The organism is Pseudomonas pharyngis, from assembly GCF_021602345.1.
In the GTDB taxonomy this organism is placed as follows: domain Bacteria; phylum Pseudomonadota; class Gammaproteobacteria; order Pseudomonadales; family Pseudomonadaceae; genus Aquipseudomonas; species Aquipseudomonas pharyngis.
Map to the genome: position 1 here is coordinate 109,346 of NZ_BQID01000010.1, position 18,688 is coordinate 128,033.

22 protein-coding genes are annotated in these 18,688 nt (G+C 60.5%); 9 read left to right on the forward strand and 13 right to left on the reverse strand.

Annotated elements, in window-relative coordinates; translation table 11 throughout:
* Positions 1-257: 257 nt before the first annotated feature.
* Positions 258-2,099: a potassium transporter Kup gene (locus L6D74_RS20825; RefSeq protein WP_371857891.1), complete on the reverse strand. Its 1,842-nt coding sequence runs from the start codon at positions 2,097-2,099 to the stop codon at positions 258-260.
* Between the two features lie 348 nt (positions 2,100-2,447).
* Between L6D74_RS20825 and rimO the strand changes: the two genes are divergently transcribed.
* The 6 genes from rimO (at position 2,448) to tsaA (ending at position 7,568) form a co-directional block, all read left to right on the forward strand.
* Positions 2,448-3,785, forward strand: a complete 1,338-nt coding sequence (gene rimO, locus L6D74_RS20830) for a 30S ribosomal protein S12 methylthiotransferase RimO (RefSeq protein ID WP_085612340.1) — start codon at positions 2,448-2,450, stop codon at positions 3,783-3,785.
* Positions 3,786-3,896: 111 nt separating this feature from the next.
* Positions 3,897-4,370: a GNAT family N-acetyltransferase gene (locus tag L6D74_RS20835; RefSeq protein ID WP_085647830.1), complete on the forward strand. Its 474-nt coding sequence runs from the start codon at positions 3,897-3,899 to the stop codon at positions 4,368-4,370.
* Between the two features lie 190 nt (positions 4,371-4,560).
* The gene (locus L6D74_RS20840) at positions 4,561-5,271 is read left to right on the forward strand and encodes an rRNA pseudouridine synthase (protein WP_236190228.1); all 711 of its coding nucleotides are present in this window, start codon (positions 4,561-4,563) and stop codon (positions 5,269-5,271) included.
* Positions 5,272-5,345: 74 nt separating this feature from the next.
* On the forward strand, positions 5,346-5,813 hold the full coding sequence (locus L6D74_RS20845; protein ID WP_236190230.1) for a YehS family protein: 468 nt from the start codon (positions 5,346-5,348) through the stop codon (positions 5,811-5,813).
* A gap of 127 nt (positions 5,814-5,940) precedes the next feature.
* Entirely contained in the window at positions 5,941-6,711 is a 771-nt protein-coding gene (locus L6D74_RS20850; RefSeq protein ID WP_064593878.1) for an SDR family oxidoreductase, read from the forward strand.
* A gap of 158 nt (positions 6,712-6,869) precedes the next feature.
* On the forward strand, positions 6,870-7,568 hold the full coding sequence (gene tsaA, locus L6D74_RS20855; RefSeq protein WP_236190233.1) for a tRNA (N6-threonylcarbamoyladenosine(37)-N6)-methyltransferase TrmO: 699 nt from the start codon (positions 6,870-6,872) through the stop codon (positions 7,566-7,568).
* A 69-nt stretch (positions 7,569-7,637) separates the two neighbouring features.
* On the opposite strand, the gene fpr is transcribed toward tsaA, so the two are convergent.
* Positions 7,638-8,417: a ferredoxin-NADP reductase gene (fpr, locus tag L6D74_RS20860; protein ID WP_007908723.1), complete on the reverse strand. Its 780-nt coding sequence runs from the start codon at positions 8,415-8,417 to the stop codon at positions 7,638-7,640.
* Positions 8,418-8,561: 144 nt separating this feature from the next.
* On the opposite strand from fpr, the gene L6D74_RS20865 reads away from it, so the two are divergent.
* A complete protein-coding gene (locus L6D74_RS20865; RefSeq protein ID WP_011332748.1) occupies positions 8,562-9,488 on the forward strand; it encodes a LysR family transcriptional regulator in 927 nt (308 codons plus the stop codon).
* Here L6D74_RS20865 and L6D74_RS20870 read toward each other — a convergent pair.
* From L6D74_RS20870 to L6D74_RS20880, 3 genes are all read right to left on the reverse strand, one after another.
* Positions 9,485-9,847 (reverse strand): diacylglycerol kinase, encoded by a 363-nt coding sequence (locus L6D74_RS20870; protein WP_236190235.1) that lies wholly within the window; start codon positions 9,845-9,847, stop codon positions 9,485-9,487. The genes L6D74_RS20865 and L6D74_RS20870 overlap by 4 nt on opposite strands.
* A gap of 75 nt (positions 9,848-9,922) precedes the next feature.
* Positions 9,923-10,573, reverse strand: coding sequence for a response regulator transcription factor ErdR (gene erdR, locus L6D74_RS20875; protein ID WP_007954938.1), 651 nt, complete (start codon positions 10,571-10,573; stop codon positions 9,923-9,925).
* A 224-nt stretch (positions 10,574-10,797) separates the two neighbouring features.
* Positions 10,798-11,541, reverse strand: a complete 744-nt coding sequence (locus tag L6D74_RS20880) for a tRNA-uridine aminocarboxypropyltransferase (protein ID WP_064593874.1) — start codon at positions 11,539-11,541, stop codon at positions 10,798-10,800.
* A 189-nt stretch (positions 11,542-11,730) separates the two neighbouring features.
* Between L6D74_RS20880 and L6D74_RS20885 the strand changes: the two genes are divergently transcribed.
* On the forward strand, positions 11,731-12,156 hold the full coding sequence (locus L6D74_RS20885) for a PA3611 family quorum-sensing-regulated virulence factor (protein WP_064593873.1): 426 nt from the start codon (positions 11,731-11,733) through the stop codon (positions 12,154-12,156).
* Here the strand turns inward: L6D74_RS20885 and L6D74_RS20890 are convergent, their stop codons facing one another.
* A complete protein-coding gene (locus L6D74_RS20890; protein ID WP_011332745.1) occupies positions 12,157-12,351 on the reverse strand; it encodes a hypothetical protein in 195 nt (64 codons plus the stop codon).
* A gap of 352 nt (positions 12,352-12,703) precedes the next feature.
* On the opposite strand from L6D74_RS20890, the gene L6D74_RS20895 reads away from it, so the two are divergent.
* Entirely contained in the window at positions 12,704-13,822 is a 1,119-nt protein-coding gene (locus tag L6D74_RS20895) for an LOG family protein (RefSeq protein WP_236190237.1), read from the forward strand.
* 80 nt (positions 13,823-13,902) lie between these two features.
* On the opposite strand, the gene recX is transcribed toward L6D74_RS20895, so the two are convergent.
* From recX to L6D74_RS20930, 7 genes are all read right to left on the reverse strand, one after another.
* Positions 13,903-14,373: a recombination regulator RecX gene (recX, locus tag L6D74_RS20900; RefSeq protein ID WP_039771298.1), complete on the reverse strand. Its 471-nt coding sequence runs from the start codon at positions 14,371-14,373 to the stop codon at positions 13,903-13,905.
* 8 nt (positions 14,374-14,381) lie between these two features.
* Complete coding sequence (recA, locus tag L6D74_RS20905) at positions 14,382-15,440, reverse strand: recombinase RecA (protein WP_003222269.1); 1,059 nt, start codon at positions 15,438-15,440, stop codon at positions 14,382-14,384.
* Positions 15,441-15,523: 83 nt separating this feature from the next.
* Positions 15,524-16,024: a CinA family protein gene (locus tag L6D74_RS20910; RefSeq protein ID WP_085605305.1), complete on the reverse strand. Its 501-nt coding sequence runs from the start codon at positions 16,022-16,024 to the stop codon at positions 15,524-15,526.
* A 68-nt stretch (positions 16,025-16,092) separates the two neighbouring features.
* A complete protein-coding gene (locus L6D74_RS20915) occupies positions 16,093-16,623 on the reverse strand; it encodes a lysis system i-spanin subunit Rz (RefSeq protein ID WP_064593867.1) in 531 nt (176 codons plus the stop codon).
* Positions 16,605-17,168: a glycoside hydrolase family 19 protein gene (locus L6D74_RS20920; RefSeq protein ID WP_236190238.1), complete on the reverse strand. Its 564-nt coding sequence runs from the start codon at positions 17,166-17,168 to the stop codon at positions 16,605-16,607. The genes L6D74_RS20915 and L6D74_RS20920 overlap by 19 nt, the downstream gene beginning before the upstream one ends.
* Before the next feature lie 56 nt (positions 17,169-17,224).
* Positions 17,225-17,467: a hypothetical protein gene (locus tag L6D74_RS20925; RefSeq protein ID WP_064593864.1), complete on the reverse strand. Its 243-nt coding sequence runs from the start codon at positions 17,465-17,467 to the stop codon at positions 17,225-17,227.
* Between the two features lie 11 nt (positions 17,468-17,478).
* Positions 17,479-18,681, reverse strand: a complete 1,203-nt coding sequence (locus L6D74_RS20930; protein ID WP_236190239.1) for a carbohydrate binding domain-containing protein — start codon at positions 18,679-18,681, stop codon at positions 17,479-17,481.
* Positions 18,682-18,688 lie beyond the last annotated feature (7 nt).

Below are 18,688 nucleotides of genomic sequence, written 5' to 3' on the forward strand. Positions count from 1 at the left end.
AAGCGCACCAACGAAAAGCCCCCGCAACTTCACAGTTGCGGGGGCTTTTTCGTTTTGGCAAACGCCCGAGATCCTTGTGGGAGCCGGGCTTGCCCGCGATGGCGATGGGTCAGGCAGCTGATTTGTAAACTGATACACCGCATTCGCGGGCAAGCCCGCTCCCACAGGGATCTCCACTGGATTCTGATAAGTCCACAAACACAAAAAAGCCCCCGCCAGCCGCAAAGCTGACGGGGGCTATTCAATCGAGACGCAACCTACATCTCCACCTGCGTCCCCAGCTCAATCACCCGGTTCAGCGGCAGATTGAAGAAGCGCAGGTTGCCGTTGGCATTCTTCAACATGAACGCAAACAGCGCTTCACGCCAACGGGCCATGCCTTCGAGTTTCGAGGCGATGACCGTTTCGCGGCTGAGGAAGTAGGTGGTACGCATCGGGCTGAAGTCCAGATCATCCAGATGGCACAGCTTCAGTGCCTGCGGCACGTCCGGTTCGTCGGTGAAGCCGAAGTGCAGGATCACCCGGAAGAAGCCTTCGCCGTGGGCTTCGACTTCGAAGCGGCGAGATGGCGGGACGCGCGGGATGTCTTCGTAGACGACGGTCAGCAACACCACTTGCTCATGCAGTACCTGGTTGTGCAGCAGGTTGTGCAACAGCGCGTGCGGCACCGCGTCGGAACGGGCGGTGAGGAACACGGCGGTGCCCTGGACGCGGTGCGGTGGTTGCACGCGGATGCTGCTGATGAAGATCGGCAGTGGCAGTGCGCCTTCGTCGAGGCGCTCGACCAGCAGTTGCTTGCCGCGTTTCCAGGTGGTCATCAGCACGAACAGCGCGATACCGGCGATCACCGGGAAGGCACCGCCCTGGACGATTTTCGGCACGTTGGCAGCGAAGTACAGACCGTCCACCAGCAGGAAGCCGAGCAGCACCGGCACCGCCAGAATCGGTGGCCATTTCCACAGCAGCAACATGACTGCCGACACCAGAATCGTGGTCATCAGCATCGTGCCGGTCACCGCCACGCCGTAGGCCGAGGCCAGGGCGCCGGAGGATTCGAAGCCGATCACCAGCAACACGACGCCGACCATCAGCGACCAGTTCACGGCACCGATGTAGATCTGGCCCTGCTCGTCGCTGGAGGTGTGCTGGATGTACATGCGCGGGATGTAACCGAGCTGGATCGCCTGACGGGTCAGGGAGAACGCGCCGGAAATCACGGCCTGGGAGGCAATCACCGTGGCCAGGGTCGACAGACCGACCAGCGGAATCAGCGCCCAGCTCGGGGCCAGCAGGTAGAACGGGTTGCGCGCGGCGTCCGGGTTCTCCAGCAGCAAGGCGCCCTGACCGAAGTAATTGAGCACCAGCGCCGGCAGCACCAGCAGGAACCACGCACGAGCAATCGGCTTGCGACCGAAGTGGCCCATGTCGGCGTAAAGCGCTTCGGCACCGGTCAGCGCCAGCACCACGGCGCCGAGGATCGCCACGCCCATGCCCGGATGGACGGTGAAGAACCGCACCGCCCACACAGGATTCATCGCGTGCAGCACTTCCGGGGTGTGGCTGATGCCGTACACGCCGAGGGCGCCGAGCACCAGGAACCAGGTGACCATGATCGGCCCGAACAGAATGCCGATCCGCGCCGTGCCGTGTTTCTGGATCAGAAACAGCGCCACCAGTACCACCAGCGACAGCGGCACCACCCAGTGGTCGATGCCGTCGAAGGCCAGGCCCAGACCTTCAATGGCCGAGAGCACGGAAATCGCCGGGGTGATCATGCTGTCGCCATAGAAAAGCGCCGCGCCGATCAGCCCGCAGACCACCAGCAGCGTGCGCAACCGCTTGCGCCCCGCCGCTGCCCGCCGCGCCAGCGCGGTGAGCGCCATGATCCCGCCCTCGCCCTGGTTGTCGGCGCGCAGGACGAACATCATGTACTTGATTGAAACGACCCAGATCAGCGACCAGAAAATCAGCGACAGAATGCCGAGCACTCCGTCGTGATTGACGGGCACACCGTAAGCGCCGGAAAACACTTCTTTGAGGGTGTACAACGGGCTCGTGCCGATGTCGCCGTAAACTACCCCGACCGCCGCGACCAGCATGCTCAGCGGCTTGGTGGCCGAACCTTCGGCGCCCGCCGCGTGACTACTTGCCTGACCCATCCAACACTCCTGATTCCCAGACCGGCTTCTTATATGAAGCACTATGCTTTGTGTGCAGCATGCGCGTTTTTACGCCCTGTAACAGACGTTTTCTTGACTGTAAAAATTCAGTAAAGCGCAACGGCGCGAAGCATAGCGCAGCACTCGTCGTATTTCCCTGCATAAAGCTGGTCAAGTGCGCTGCTCGTCGCTAGAATTGCGCACTTTTTGATCAGAGGCGCAGTTCAAGCGCCCGTCCGTCGGCTTCTGCCATCAGGCAAGCGACGTCACAAAACACCGAGGTTAGACATGTCCACCACTCCTGCGCCGGCCAATCCAAAGGTTGGCTTCGTTTCTCTGGGTTGCCCGAAAGCACTGGTCGACTCCGAGCGCATCCTGACCCAGCTGCGCATGGAAGGCTATGACGTGGTGTCCACCTATCAGGACGCCGACGTGGTCGTGGTCAACACCTGCGGCTTCATTGACTCGGCCAAGGCCGAATCGCTGGAAGTCATCGGCGAAGCGATCAAGGAAAACGGCAAGGTCATCGTGACCGGCTGCATGGGCGTGGAAGAAGGCAACATCCGTGACGTGCACCCGAGCGTGCTGGCCGTCACCGGTCCGCAGCAGTACGAGCAAGTGGTCAACGCCGTGCACGAAGTCGTGCCGCCGAAGCAGGATCACAACCCGCTGATCGACCTGGTGCCGCCGCAAGGCATCAAGCTGACCCCGCGTCACTACGCATACCTGAAGATTTCCGAAGGCTGCAACCACAGCTGCAGCTTCTGCATCATCCCGTCGATGCGCGGCAAACTGGTCAGCCGTCCGGTGGGCGACGTGCTCGACGAAGCCCAGCGCCTGGTCAAATCCGGCGTGAAGGAACTGCTGGTGATTTCCCAGGACACCAGCGCCTACGGCGTTGACGTCAAATACCGCACCGGTTTCTGGAACGGCGCGCCGGTGAAAACCCGCATGACCGAACTGTGCGAAGCGCTGAGCACCCTCGGCGTCTGGGTCCGTCTGCACTACGTTTACCCGTACCCGCACGTCGACGAACTGATCCCGCTGATGGCCGCCGGCAAGATCCTGCCGTACCTGGACATCCCGTTCCAGCACGCCAGCCCGAAAGTCCTGAAGTCGATGAAGCGCCCGGCGTTCGAAGACAAGACCCTGGCACGAATCAAGAACTGGCGCGAAATCTGCCCGGACCTGATCATCCGTTCGACCTTCATCGTCGGCTTCCCGGGCGAAACCGAAGAAGACTTCCAATACCTGCTGAACTGGCTGACCGAAGCCCAGCTCGACCGCGTCGGCTGCTTCCAGTACTCGCCGGTCGAAGGCGCGCCGGCCAATGACCTGAACCTCGACATCGTTCCGGACGACGTCAAGCAGGATCGCTGGGAGCGCTTCATGGCGCACCAGCAGGCCATCAGCTCGGCGCGCCTGCAAATGCGCATCGGCCGCGAAATCGAAGTGCTGGTGGACGAAGTCGACGAGCAAGGCGCGGTCGGCCGCTGCTTCTTCGATGCCCCGGAAATCGACGGCAACGTGTTCATCGACAACGGCAGCAACCTCAAGCCGGGCGACAAGGTCTGGTGCAAGGTGACCGACGCCGACGAATACGACCTCTGGGCCGAACAGATCTAAGCGCGAAAAATACAGAAAGCCCCGCTCTCTTTTACGAGATGCGGGGCTTTTTTACGGCTAGAGTTTGTGAGGGGAAGGACTCCCTCATCCATGACAAAGAGGCTATCGGGCATGCGTCAGCATTCGGTCATCCACACGCCGAAACTCAGCGATTATCAGGAACTGACCCGGGTCTGGGAGGCCTCGGTCCGTGCGACTCATGATTTCCTGCCGGAATCCTACATCGAGCTGCTGAAGAATCTGGTGCTGACCCGCTACCTCGATGCGGTGATGTTGATCTGCACCCGGGACAGCCACCAGCGCATCACCGGGTTTGCCGGTGTCGCGGCGGGCAAGATCGAAATGCTGTTCATCGACCCGGCTCATCGCGGCCAGGGCCTTGGCAAGAAACTGTTGAAGTACGCGATGGAACACCTGAACGCCGACGAACTGGACGTCAACGAGCAGAATCCGCAGGCCCTGGGCTTTTACTTCAAGCAAGGGTTCGAGGTGATTGGCCGCTCGGAGGTCGATGGCATGGGCCAGCCGTATCCACTGCTGCATATGCGTCTGCGGCAGAATCAGCAGCGCTCGCAACACGGCTGACAAGACAGAAATCAACTGTGGGAGCGAGCCTGCTCGCGATGGCGATCTGACAGTCGACATTGATATCGAGACTAAAGGCCTCATCGCGAGCAGGCTCGCTCTCACAAAAAGCCAAGCGGTAAAATCGTTCCGGGCTTAACCGGCCCCAGGCAGGTACAATGCCCACCCCTTTTTTGTTACGGCCCCTGTCATGACTGACCCGATTCGCCTCTCCAAACGCCTCATCGAGCTGGTCGGTTGCTCCCGCCGGGAGGCCGAGCTGTTCATCGAGGGCGGCTGGGTCACCGTGGACGGCGAAGTCATCGACGAGCCGCAGTTCAAGGTCGGCGACCAGAAAGTCGAGCTCGACAAGGACGCCAAGGCCACCGCGCCAGAGCCGGTGACTATCCTGCTCAACGTGCCGGCGGGCATGGATGTCGATAGCGCCATGCAGTCGCTGAACGCCGAGACCCTCAGCGAAGAACACCGCTACGGCAAGCGTCCGCTGCGCGGGCATTTCCTGCGCCTGACCGCCAGCGCCGACCTGCAACCCAAGGCCAGCGGCCTGCTGGTGTTCACCCAGGACTGGAAGGTGTTGCGCAAGCTCACCGCCGACGCGGCCAAGATCGAGCAGGAATACGTGGTCGAAGTCGAAGGCGACATGGTTGCCCACGGTCTCAATCGCCTGCAGCACGGCCTCACCCACAAGGGCAAGGAGCTGCCGCCGGTCAAGGCCAGCTGGCAGAACGAAAACCGTCTGCGCTTCGCCATGAAGAACCCGCTGCCGGGGATCATCGCCCAGTTCTGCGAAGCGGTCGGCCTGAAGGTCATCGGCATCCGCCGCATCCGCATCGGCGGCGTGTCCATCGGCAAGGTGCCGGTCGGCCAATGGCGCTACCTGTCCGGCAAAGAGAAATTCTAAGGCTCGCAAGCCACCCTACATTTCCGGCATCGCGCCCGTGTGATGCCCACAGCGAAAAGATCAGGATTGCACACATGGTTCACAACGACGTTCTGCGCAGCGTGCGCTACATGCTCGACATCAGCGACAAGAAAGTTGTCGAGATCATCAAACTGGGCGGCCTGGACGTCACGCTGGCTGATGTCGTGAAGTACCTCGACAAGAAAGAAGAAGACGAAGAAGGTTTTGTACGCTGCCCGGACGAAGTCATCGCGCACTTCCTCGACGGTCTGGTGATTTTTAAGCGCGGCAAGGACGAAAGCCGTCCGCCGCTGCCGATCGAACTGCCGGTGACCAACAACATCATCCTGAAAAAGCTGCGTGTGGCCTTCGAACTGAAGGAAGACGACATGCACGCGATCCTCAAGGCCGCCGAGTTCCCGGTGTCCAAGCCTGAGCTGAGCGCGCTGTTCCGCAAGGTCGGCCACACCAACTACCGCCCGTGTGGCGATCAGTTGCTGCGCAATTTCCTCAAGGGCCTGACCCTGCGCGTTCGCGGTTGACCCATTCGATCACGGCGACTTCGGTCGCCGTTTTCATGCATGCCCCTCCATTCCCTCGAAAAATAGTGGCTCCGCTTTTTGCGGGCGGCGACTAGGGTGTACTGAACCCTAGCCCTCAGGATTCGCCATGCACCCGTATTTCTCCCTGCAAGGCCGCACCGCCCTGGTGACCGGCGGCACCCGCGGTATCGGCAAAATGATCGCCAAGGCCTTTGTCGAAGCCGGCGCCCGCGTGTACGTCTGTTCCCGTGACGCGGAAGCCTGTCATCAAACCGCTGAAGAACTCAGTGCTCTGGGCACTTGTCAGGGCATGGCGGCGAATCTGGCGACCGAAGAAGGCGTGAAAGAGCTGGTTGCGCGAATGGGCGAGCAGATCACTCATCTGGACATTCTGGTGAACAACGCCGGCACCACCTGGGGCGCGCCGCTGGAGAGCTACCCGGTCAAGGGCTGGGAGAAAGTCATGCAGCTCAACGTGACCTCGGTGTTCAGTTGCATCCAGCAATTTCTGCCATTGCTGCGCAAATCCGGATCGGCGGCCAATCCGGCGCGGATCATCAACATCGGTTCGGTGGCGGGGATTTCTTCCTTCGGTGAACAGGCCTATGCCTACGGGCCGAGCAAGGCTGCCCTGCATCAACTGTCGCGGATTCTCGCCCGGGAACTGGTGAGCCAGCACATCAACGTCAACGTCATCGCACCGGGGCGTTTCCCGAGCAAGATGACCCAGCACATCGGCAGCGACCAGCAGGCGCTTGCCGAAGACACCGCGCTGATCCCGATGAAACGCTGGGGCCGCGAGGAAGAGATGGCGGCGCTGGCGATCAGCCTGGCGAGTACAGCCGGGGCCTACATGACCGGGAATATCATTCCGCTGGATGGAGGGTTCAGCCTCTGATATCGGCGGTGCGGCTATCGCGAGCAGGCTCGCTCCCACATTTGGAATGCGCTCCCCTGTGGGAGCGAGCCTGCTCGCGAAGAGGCCACAACTGTCGGCACCAGACTTGAAGCCTGCCGGGTTATCATGCCCGCCCTGCTCCGCTTCGAATGCACACCATGACTTACAGCGTCTCCCCCATCGGCTTCGTCCGCTCCTGCTTCAAGGAGAAGTTCGCCATCCCGCGCCAGCCGCAACTGGCCCCCGCCGCCCGTGGCGTGCTGGAACTGGTGGCGCCGTTCGATCAGGGCGACGCTGTGCAGGGGCTCGAGCAGGTCAGTCATGTCTGGCTGCTGTTCCTGTTCCATCAGGCGCTGGAAGAAAAACCACGCCTCAAGGTCCGCCCTCCGCGCCTGGGTGGCAACAAGTCCATGGGCGTGTTCGCCACCCGCGCCACGCACCGGCCGAATGGCATCGGCCAGTCGGTGGTGAAGCTGGACAAGGTCGAGGCAAATCGCCTGTTCATCTCCGGCATCGACCTGCTGGACGGCACGCCGATTCTCGACATCAAACCCTACGTGCCGTACGCCGACATCATTACTGACGCCTCCAACAGCATCGCCAGTGCCGCGCCGCACCTGATCGACGTGCAGTGGATGGACGCGGCGCTGCAACAGGCGCACACGCACGCTCAGCGCCTGGCCGAGCCCCTGGTCGAGCTGATCGAGCAATGCCTGGCCCAGGATCCGCGCCCGGCGTATCAGACGCCCGTGCCAGAGCGCGAATACGGCGCGCAGTTCTGGGATCTGGACGTGCGCTGGCACTATCCGACGCCCGAACAGATCCGCGTCCTGGAAGTTATTCCCGCCGCTGACTGAATCGCGAAAACGAAAAAGCCCGCGCTGCCTTCTCAGGCAACGCGGGCTTTTCTGTCGGCATCGTCGGGATTACTTCTCGACGAATGCCCGCTCGATCAGGTAGTCACCCGGCTCGCGCATCCGCGCCGAGATCTTCAGGCCGAAGCTGTCGAGCACTTCGCTGGTCTCGTCGAGCATGCTCGGGCTGCCGCAGATCATCGCGCGGTCGTCCTGCGGGTTGATCGGTGGCAGGCCGATGTCGCTGAACAGCTTGCCGCTGCGCATCAGGTCAGTCAGACGGCCCTGATTTTCGAACGGCTCGCGGGTCACGGTCGGGTAGTAGATCAGCTTGTCACGCAGCGCTTCGCCGAAGAACTCGTTCTGCGGCAGGTGCTCGGTGATGAATTCGCGGTAGGCGACTTCGTTGACGTAACGAACACCGTGAACCAGGATCACTTTCTCGAAGCGCTCGTAGGTTTCCGGGTCCTGGATCACGCTCATGAACGGCGCCAGACCGGTGCCGGTGCTCAGCAGGTACAGGTGCTTGCCCGGGTTCAGGTCGTCCAGCACCAGGGTGCCGGTCGGTTTTTTCGAGATGATGATCTCATCGCCTTCCTTCAGGTGCTGCAGCTGGGAGGTCAGCGGACCGTCCTGCACCTTGATGCTGAAGAACTCGAGATGCTCTTCCCAGTTCGGGCTGGCGATCGAGTAAGCGCGCATAAGCGGGCGGCCGTTTGGCTGTTGCAGGCCGATCATCACGAACTGACCGTTCTCGAAGCGCAGGCCCGGATCGCGGGTGCACTTGAAGCTGAACAGAGTGTCGTTCCAGTGATGAACACTGAGGACACGCTCGTGGTTCATGTTGCTCATGTACGTGGGACTCCTGGAGATTGATCTGCGCCTGCCCGGCTGGTGTTGAAGAATGCCGACGGTGCGCAATTGCATCGCATTCTAATAGCGCCGACAATATCTGTTAACTGGATTATTAAGATAAGGGTTATCGGTTATATCGATATGCGATTTACTCTTCGTCAACTGCAAGTCTTCGTCGCTGTCGCCCAGCAGGAGAGCGTGTCCCGTGCTGCGGGTCTGCTCAACCTGTCGCAATCGGCCGCCAGCACGTCCATCACCGAATTGGAGCGACAGTCCAGCTGCCAGCTGTTCGATCGCGCCGGCAAACGCCTGAGCCTCAACGCCCTCGGCAAACAGTTGTTGCCGCAAGCGGTGGCCCTGCTCGATCAGGCCAAGGAAATCGAAGACCTGCTCAACGGCAAATCCGGTTTCGGCTCACTGTCGGTGGGCGCGACCCTGACCATCGGCAATTACCTGGCGACGCTGCTGATCGGCGGTTTCATGCAGCGCCACCCGGAAAGTCAGGTAAAGCTGCATGTGCAGAACACTGCCAATATCGTGCAACAAGTGGCGCATTACGAAATTGATCTGGGTCTAATCGAGGGCGATTGCAGCCACCCGGACATCGAAGTGCAGAGCTGGGTCGAGGATGAATTGGTGGTGTTCTGCGCCCCACAACATCCGTTGGCCAAACGCGGCAGCGCGACCATGGAGGAACTGACCCATGAAGCGTGGATTTTGCGGGAACAGGGTTCGGGGACGCGCCTGACGTTCGATCAGGCGATGCGGCATCACCGCAGCGCGCTGAACATCCGGCTGGAGCTGGAACACACCGAAGCGATCAAACGCGCGGTGGAGTCAGGTCTGGGGATTGGCTGTATTTCGCGTCTGGCGCTGCGTGACGCCTTCCGGCGCGGCAGCCTGGTGCCGGTGGAGACGCCGGATCTGGATCTGGCGCGGCAGTTCTATTTCATCTGGCACAAACAGAAGTACCAAACCTCCGCCATGCGCGAATTCCTCGATCTGTGCCGCGCCTTCACCGCCGGGGTGCAGCGCAGCGACGAGATCGTTCTGCCGAGCATCGCTTAAAGCAGAATCACCGCCCACACCAGCGCGATCATGCTCAGTGCCACGAATTGTGCGGCACTGCCCATGTCCTTGGCGTTCTTGGACAGCGGGTGCAACTCCAGCGAGATGCGGTCGATAGCCGCCTCCACCGCCGAATTCAACAGCTCGACGATCAGCGCCAGCAGGCACACCGCGATCAGCAGCGCCCGCTCGACCCGGCTGACATTGAGGAAAAACGTCAGCGGAATCAGCACTACGTTGAGCAGCACCAGTTGGCGGAAAGCCGCTTCGCCGGTGAAGGCGGCGCGCAAGCCGTCCAGCGAATAACCGGAAGCGTTGAGGATGCGTTTCAGGCCCGTCTGGCCCTTGAAAGGTGACATAAAGTAGATAACCGACCGAAAGGAAGTGGGGAAGCTAGATCAACGAAAGTCAAAAAAGCGTGAAGACGCCAGTGCTTACTGGCTCGGAATTGACTCAAGTTGTTGCAGCAGTAAAGCTGCCTGGGTCCGGGTCCGCACGTTCAACTTGCGGAAAATCGCCGTGACGTGGGCCTTGATGGTCGCTTCCGACACACTCAGCTCGTAGGCGATCTGCTTGTTCAGCAAGCCTTCGCAGACCATGGTCAACACCCGGAACTGCTGCGGTGTCAGGCTCGCAAGGCCATCGCTGGCGGCCTTGGCTTCATCCGAAACGCTGACCGCCTCGAATGCCTGGGGCGGCCAGAACACGTCGCCATCCAGCACTTTGCGCACCGCTTCCTGAATCACGCTCAGGTCGCTGGATTTGGGAATGAAGCCACTGGCGCCGAATTCCCGGGACTTGACCATCACCGAGGCTTCTTCCTGGGCCGAAACCATCACCACCGGAATCTGCGGGTATTGGCCGCGCAGCATCACCAGCCCGGAAAACCCGAAAGCACCCGGCATGTTCAGGTCCAGCAGCACCAGATCCCAGTCAGCCTTTTCGGTCAGGCGGGTTTCCAGCTCCGCGATGCTCGCCACCTCCACCATGCGCACGTCCGGGCCAAGGCCCATCGTCACCGCTTGGTGCAGTGCGCTACGAAAAAGAGGGTGATCATCGGCAATCAGGATGTCGTATGTGGCCATTTTTCAAATGATCCTGTTTTTGATGGCAGGCCCGCGCATTCGGGCCGTGCCAAAGCAAATCCAGATACCGCCCGGCAGCGGCATCCACAGGGGCACGTTCAACGCCAATCACGAACAAAAGCGGCGTTTCAAACCTTGGCCGCACCCCAATCGGCGCCAAGCATGACCAGCGAAGCCGGGGTGGTCAAGCCGCACGGCCACTGCTTTAGCAGTATGGGCCAGGATCAGGCCGGTACTGGCGCCGCGTTTCGGATATAGGGCAGCAATTCGGCGTGGGCCGGCGTCGACACATCGACGTCCAGTTGCTGCTTGGCCCCCAGGTAATGCTGGCTGAACACATCGAAATAGGCATCCAGCGCCGACGCCGCGTCCGAATCGCCGGCCAGCTCCAGGCACAGCGCCGCCACTTCGGCGGTGCACAGGTGCTCGCTGCGGGTCGAGCGGCGCAGGCGATAGCGCGACAGTTTGTCGGGCAACAGGCTGAGGATCGGCAAACGGTCGAAATACGGGCTCTTGCGGAAAATCTTCCGGGCTTCGGTCCAGGTCGCGTCCAGCAGAATGAACAGCGGGCGCTTGCTGCTATCGAGATCCACGGTGTTGGTCACCCGCGAAGGTTCGACGTACTCGCCGGGAAACACCAGATACGGCTGCCATTGCGGGTCGTTCAGCAGCGCCAGCAGTTGCTCGTCGGGCTCGGTCCGCGACCAGATAAAGGCATGGTTGTCGCGCACGATGTCGGCGATCAACCAGCCGGTGTTGCTGGGTTTGAACACTTCCTTGCCGGTCATGATCAGGCAAACGCCCGAGCGCGCATCGACCGTGGGCCGCCAGGCACACAGGCAATGGCTGATGATCACCCGGCAATCGCGGCAGCGCGGGGAGCGAAAGCCACGGGCCTGGATCGGCTTGATGCCTTCATCCTCGCGCTGGTCGCGCAGGCGGGCCACGGCGTTGGGGGCATGATTCATCGCAGGCGGCACCGGCAGACAGGAAAACTCGACACGAACGACACTCGGCAGGGCAATAAAGGGCGGCAGTTTACCAGAGCGACGGGCACAAGCCTGTACCCTCCCGACCGGCTCCCCTATAATTCGCCGCCACTGAACGCACAGTCACGTGGCTGGTCGAACCACCAGTCACTGAACCAGGAGAGTTTCATGCTGCGCCTTATCGTTCCCACCGCTGCCATTCTGCTGGCTTCGTCCTTCAGCGCTCAGGCTGCATCCCTGAGTGAGCAGAATCTGAACCGAGAGCTGCGCAATGTCGCCGCACAAAGCAGCGTCGGCACGCCACGGGCGATCAACGAAGACATTCTTGATCAGGGCTACACCGTCGAAGGCACCACGCTGGTCAATCACCTGAGCGTGCAAAAGAGCCACGCCGACAAAATGCGCGCCGATCCCAAAGCCGTGTATTTCCAGTTGGGCGCCTCGGTCTGCAACAATCCGTCGTACCGTAAGCTGATGGCCAAGGGCGCGATCATGCGTTACGACTTCACCGAAGTGAAAAGCAACAAGGCGATCGGCTCCGCCAGCTACCAGGAATCGGATTGCCCGAAAGCGGCTCCAGCGAAGAAGAAGTAATCATCTCGACGTGGCGCGCCGCTGTTCATCCTCGGCGCGCAGTTCGGCCAGCAAGGCCTGCAAGTAACGCGAGCGGCGCTCCCCTCCCGCCAGGCGTCGGCAGCACTCCTCTTCGAGACTCACATGGTTGGTCTCGGCTGATGCTTTCAACAATCGATACAGCTGCGCATCGATCTCCAGAATGACTCTGGTCATGTGTCCCGCCTCCTTGCCAACCGCAAATCCTTGAATAGCGTGCACCTTGCGTACGCTCGTTGACGCAAAGTTGTCGTACGGCGCCTTTAACTTAGTAAATCAGAGCATTCAGCCCTCGACGCTGCATCGGACGAGCGGTGAAAACACTTCGCAAAGCGGCAATAAGCAGTTGCCAGCAAAGACTTTGCGGCGCGATGCTCAATGAGCGAAAAATGCATTGAGGGTCTAGATTCAACGTATTCCCGATCTTTTATTAACGGCAGGAAAGGAGCTGCCGGCTGATTGTTTTCTTGCAGCGCGGCACTGACGTCGCACGTCAGGGCCGGAAGCTCTGTGCAGAAGGAGAAGTTGCATGCCTTACCAACCGAATGACCTGCTCAGCCGTCATTTTCAGGAAAGCGGCCACGACCTCATCAGCAAGGTCGAAGAACAACTCAACCTGGTGTCACCCAACAGCCCGAATTCCCCCATCTACCGCGACATGATCCTGACCGTGCTGCGCATGGCCCAGGAAGATCACAACCGCTGGAATGCCAAGATCACCCTGCAAGCCCTGCGCGAACTGGAGCAGGCCTTTCGCACGCTCGAACAGTTCAAGGGACGACGCAAGGTCACGGTGTTCGGCTCGGCTCGTACACCGGTCGAACATCCCCTTTACGCCATGGCTCGGGAACTCGGGGCATCGCTGGCTCGCTCGAACATGATGGTCATCACCGGTGCCGGCGGCGGAATCATGGCCGCCGCCCATGAAGGGGCCGGCCGCGATCACAGCCTGGGCTTCAACATCACCCTGCCCTTCGAACAACATGCCAACCCCACCGTGGACGGCACCAACAACCTGCTGCCGTTCCATTTCTTCTTCACCCGCAAGCTGTTCTTCGTCAAGGAAGCCGATGCGCTGGTGTTGTGCCCGGGCGGGTTCGGCACCCTGGACGAAGCTTTGGAAGTGCTCACGCTGATCCAGACCGGCAAAAGCCCTCTGGTGCCGGTGGTGCTGCTGGACGCACCGGGCGGAACGTTCTGGCAAGGCGCACTGGATTTCATCCGTCAGCAATTGGAGGAAAACCGCTACATCCTGCCGACCGACCTGAAGCTGATGCGCCTGGTCTACAACGTTGAGGAGGCGGTGGAGCAGATCAACCAGTTCTACGGCAACTTCCACTCCAGCCGCTGGCTCAAGCGCCAGTTTGTCATTCGCATGAATCACAAACTTAGCGATCAGGCCCTCGACCATATGCAGGAGGCTTTTGCCGATCTGTGCCTGAGTGATCAGTTCCATCAACACGCCTACGCCGGCGAAGAGCACGACGAAGCTCAATTCAGCCACCTGACGCGCCTGGCATTCGCGTTCAATGCCCGAAACCACGGGCGTCTGCGGGAGCTGGTGGACTACATCAACCAGCCGGAAAACTGGGCCCAGTCAAAACCCCAGACCGCGCAACGCACCCGCGAACCGTCGAAGGTAACGTGAAGGCAAAAAAAAACGGCCCGCTATCGAAATAGCGGGCCATTTTTACTTTTTAGATGAAGCTGAGCTGAAGCTGGAGCGATTTAATCGTCCATCCCTCTTCCGCTGAACAAACGGTTGATCATCTCCATCGAGAATCCCCGGTACGCCAGGAATCGACCTTGTCTGGCGCGTTCCTTGGCATCACCGGGAAGCTGTCCGGAGAACTTCCGTTGCCACGTGTCCGTTAGCTGCTCCTGCCAGTTGATACCGCTCTCACGCAAGGCGAGTTCGATATCGGCGCGTTGCAAACCGCGCTGGCTCAGTTCTTCGCGAATCCGCAGTGGGCCGTAACCGGAGCGGGCGCGATAGGAAACAAAGCTTTCAAGATAGCGGGCTTCGGAAAGCAGCCCTTCCTCCGTCAAACGGTCGAGGGCGGTTTCGATCATCTCGGGGGGAGCGCCACGCTGACGCAGTTTGCGCGTCAGCTCGACTCGACCATGCTCGCGGCGTGCGAGCAGGTCCATGGCGGTTCGCCGCACCGCGACGAGGGTATCGAGTACGGCGGTTGTCATCGGTGCAATCAGATGTCGGCGTCAGCCAGGTCGTCTTCGGTCTCTTTGACCGCAGAAGCCTTGGAATCAGCAATCACAGCTGGCGACAGCAGTTTGTCACGCAGTTGCTTCTCGAGCTTGGCCGCGACTTCCGGGTTGTCCGCCAGGAACTTGGCCGAGTTGGCCTTGCCCTGACCGATCTTGGTGCCTTCGTAGGCATACCAAGCGCCGGACTTCTCGACGAAACCGTGCAGTACGCCCAGGTCGATCATCTCGCCGTTCAGGTAAATACCCTTGCCGTAGAGAATCTGGAACTCGGCCTGACGGAACGGCGAAGCAACCTTGTTCTTCACAACCTTGACGCGGGTTTCGCTGCCGACCACTTCGTCGCCTTCCTTCACCGCGCCAGTACGGCGGATGTCGAGACGAACCGAAGCATAGAACTTCAGCGCGTTACCACCGGTGGTGGTTTCCGGGCTGCCGAACATCACGCCGATCTTCATGCGGATCTGGTTGATGAAGATCACCAGGCAGTTGGCGTTCTTGATGTTGCCGGTGATCTTACGCAGCGCCTGGGACATCAGACGGGCTTGCAGGCCCACGTGCATGTCACCCATTTCGCCTTCGATTTCAGCCTTCGGTACCAGCGCGGCCACGGAGTCGACGATGATCACGTCAACGGCGTTGGAGCGCACCAGCATGTCGGTGATTTCCAGGGCCTGTTCGCCGGTGTCCGGCTGGGAAACCAGCAGGTCGTCGACGTTGACGCCCAGCTTGCCGGCGTACTCAGGGTCGAGGGCGTGTTCGGCGTCGACGAAGGCGCAGGTCGCACCGGCTTTTTGAGCCTGGGCGATCACGGACAGCGTCAGCGTGGTTTTACCGGAAGATTCAGGACCGTAGATTTCAACGATACGGCCTTTTGGCAGGCCGCCGATGCCGAGTGCGATGTCCAGACCCAGAGAGCCGGTGGAAATGGCCGGGATCGCCTGACGGTCCTGATCGCCCATACGCATTACGGCACCCTTGCCGAATTGACGTTCGATCTGACCCAGGGCCGCAGCCAAGGCTTTCTTCTTGTTGTCGTCCATTAAAGTCCTCACGTAATCAATAAGGCCTGACGGCCAACACCTGTATAAGTAGCCAGTATTATTCCACAGCGTTCACGGATCGCCTACCCCTGATTTTCGATTTCTCGTGCCGCTAGTCGCAGCAAGCCCTCTAGCGCGGCCTTCACCGTTTGTCGGCGGACTTCGTCGCGGTTACCGGGGAAGTGCTGGACCTCGCTGGAAACCTGGTCGCCCACGCCCCACGCCAGCCAGACGGTACCCACCGGTTTGTTCGGCGAACCACCGTCCGGCCCGGCCACGCCGCTGACCGCCACGGCAAACCGCGCCAGGCTTTTTTCCTGGGCGCCGCGCACCATGGCCTCGACCACTTCGCGACTGACTGCACCCACGGTGCCGAACAGCTCCGTCGGTACATTCAGTTGCTGGGTTTTCTGGCGGTTGGAGTAGGTCACGTAGCCCGCCTCGAACCACGCCGAACTCCCAGGAATGCGGGTGATGGCTTCGGCAATCCCGCCACCGGTACAGGACTCGGCCGTAGTGACGTGGGCATTGAGCAATTGCAGACGTCGGCCAAGTTCGGCCGCCAGTTGAGTGATTTCTTTCACGGCGCGCTCCGGATCGGATGGAATGGGTACCACCGTACACGAGCCGGTTGCGCTTTCAATACACAAGCTTATTCAAAATGTGCAGGCGCCAGCGCTCTGATATAGGCCTGACAAGCCTGCAAGGCGATCAGTCCGCGGTCGCCTTCGCCGGTGATGGCGACAATTCGTCGAGCATGCGCCGGGTCAAGTCGGGCGCGTACGGTTGCATGATCCACGCCGCCGGTGCCGGAGGCGGCTGGCACACCACAGCCTTGGGCAGCGTCGCCTGCGTCGATGAGGACTGACAGGCGCAGATCAGCAGTGGCAAGACGATCGCGCAGGCGATCCTGATCACGTTGGGCATCGTTCAGTGCTCGATAATGGGTTTGTTCACTGGCCGTGAGCCGTTGCTCCAGGGCCAGACGCTTGTCCTGTTCGGCCTGTTGCGCGGTGGCGGCCGTCAGGGTCAGTTGATTGAGGATTTCGGTGTGCAACCGCGCCTGTTCGGCCAATTGGCGACCGTAGCGCCAGTCCTGAAACTGCCAGGCCAGCGCCGCCGACCCTGCGGCCAGCAGCATCAGGCCGATCAGCCGCCAGACGCTCAGACCGAAGGCAGGCATAGCACCGCCCTCGCCCGCCCCCAGAGTTCCAGGCGATCCTGCAAACCGTTCAACCCGCCGTTGATCCGCCGGGTGATGCTGTTGAACTGATCCTGATCCGCCAGCTCGTTCAGGCCGTTCTGCGCCCAGAACCACGCGGCGGACTCGGCCGCCCATTGCGGTTGCTCCAGCAGTTCCGGCAGCGCCAGCAGACGTTCATCGCCGAACAGCCCGAGACTGCACTGGCGGTAATTGCTGCGACCGGTGATCTGGATCAGTCCACGACCGCGATACTTCTGCCCGTCGCCATCGGCCTCGGGCGTGTTGCCCAGACGCAACGCCAGCGTACCGGTGTCATATTTGCTCAGGTATTGGTTGTTGCCCAGTTCACGCACGTACTGCAATTGCCCCGACTCGTGGCCGATTTGCGCCAGAAACGCAGCAACTCGCTTGGGCGTGTCGATGCGATGGCGCGCCATGGCGTCGTTGAGCGCAGAAACAAAAACGCCCGCTTGGCGGCGGGCGTTGGGCATGATGGTGAGTAGATTGTCTTCAGTGATTTGCATAATGCTCGGTCCTCCCTGGATGCGCCGATTGAATCACGGTTGGCGACCAAAGCTGATCAGCCATTGTTTACCTCAGTTTTCAGCGTGCTGTCCGGGGAAACCTGGATCATTCGCTTGAACAACCCCAGCATGCCCTGGCTGGCCGTCGCACTCTCGAGCGGCAGATCCAGAGGCAGTACCTGTCCCCCGGAAACCAGCCACTCCTGGTACTCGAGCCAGTCACGGTTGGTCGGATCCTGTGGAATGAACGCTGAATCACCCAGGCGCAGAACGCCAGACGATGTGAGCTGATAGCTCATGGACTTGCCTCCTAGATTTCCGCGTCCGCGGTCCATTCGATCTGCAAAATCTGCCCGGGAACACTGCCGACAGGAGTCACAGTGGCAATGGCAAAGCTTCTCTCGGTCACGCTTTGCAAAACGGTTCCCGTACACGCCTTCATCAGGCCCTGATGCCAGACTTGATTGCTCGCATCTCCCGGGCAATACAGCACGATGGTAGGTTGTACGCGCTTGAGCACCTGCATATCGATGCTCATACCGTACTGACCGGTATTGGCTACCGCAGCCTGGGTGAAGTTACCAATGCAGGTTGCGGCACCATTGTTCGAACGGATCTGCAGACGGTTAGCAAAAGACTTCTCAAAATAACGCTGGCAAAGGCTCAGCTCTTCCGCCGCCGGACGGTATTCAAACGCTGTCGCAACCGGCCCCTCCTCCAATTGCATCTGTGCCAGATCGACGGTCTGCAACACGTTGAGCGGCAGATCGAACGACAAGGTCAGGCAGTCATTCACGCCAAGCATTTTCCCGGCGATGGTTGGCACCTGAAACGTTGCGCTGTATTTCTTCCACGACGTACTCAGTTGAAAGACGTCGACAACCTTAACCACACCCTCCGAACCACCCGTCCCGAACTGCTGGGCAATCGTGACGCGCAAAGGACGCGTCGCATCGGATCGCGCCCAGAAGCTGACCGTAGCCGTTCGCCCGGCCAGAGTCCTGACCGATTCAATGCTCTGGGCGACTTTATGCACCGTTGCTCCCGTGCCTGCGGTGGCCTGCTGCCAGCGCAAGAAATAAGCGGGTTCACCCACGACTTCCGTTTGACCGAGGGCAAATTCCTGGCGCGAAATGCTGACACCCGCGTTGCCGTTCCAGTCGCATCGAAAACGATCCGCCACATAGCCACCGATGTTCGGCCCTTGATTGGTCGTGCCGCGTTGCCAGATATTGAATCCACCATTGATCAACAGATTCTTGCGATACACCTGCACAGGAAACTGCTGCAGCGGATCGGGCTTGGCCAGTTGCCGAATGGCCTGTGCCAGTTGATCGGTCTGCTCCTCATCCGGCGTCAGGCCGGCGGCCGTGATCGCGTTGAGAATTTCCTGGGTCACACTGTTGCCCCAACTGGCCGGGATCAACGATCCCGGTTTTCCAGCGATGGGGTCCTCATCGACGAACCGGCCATTCTCCAGGCCTGAGCCGGGAATGCGTTTCGGATAATCCATATTGATT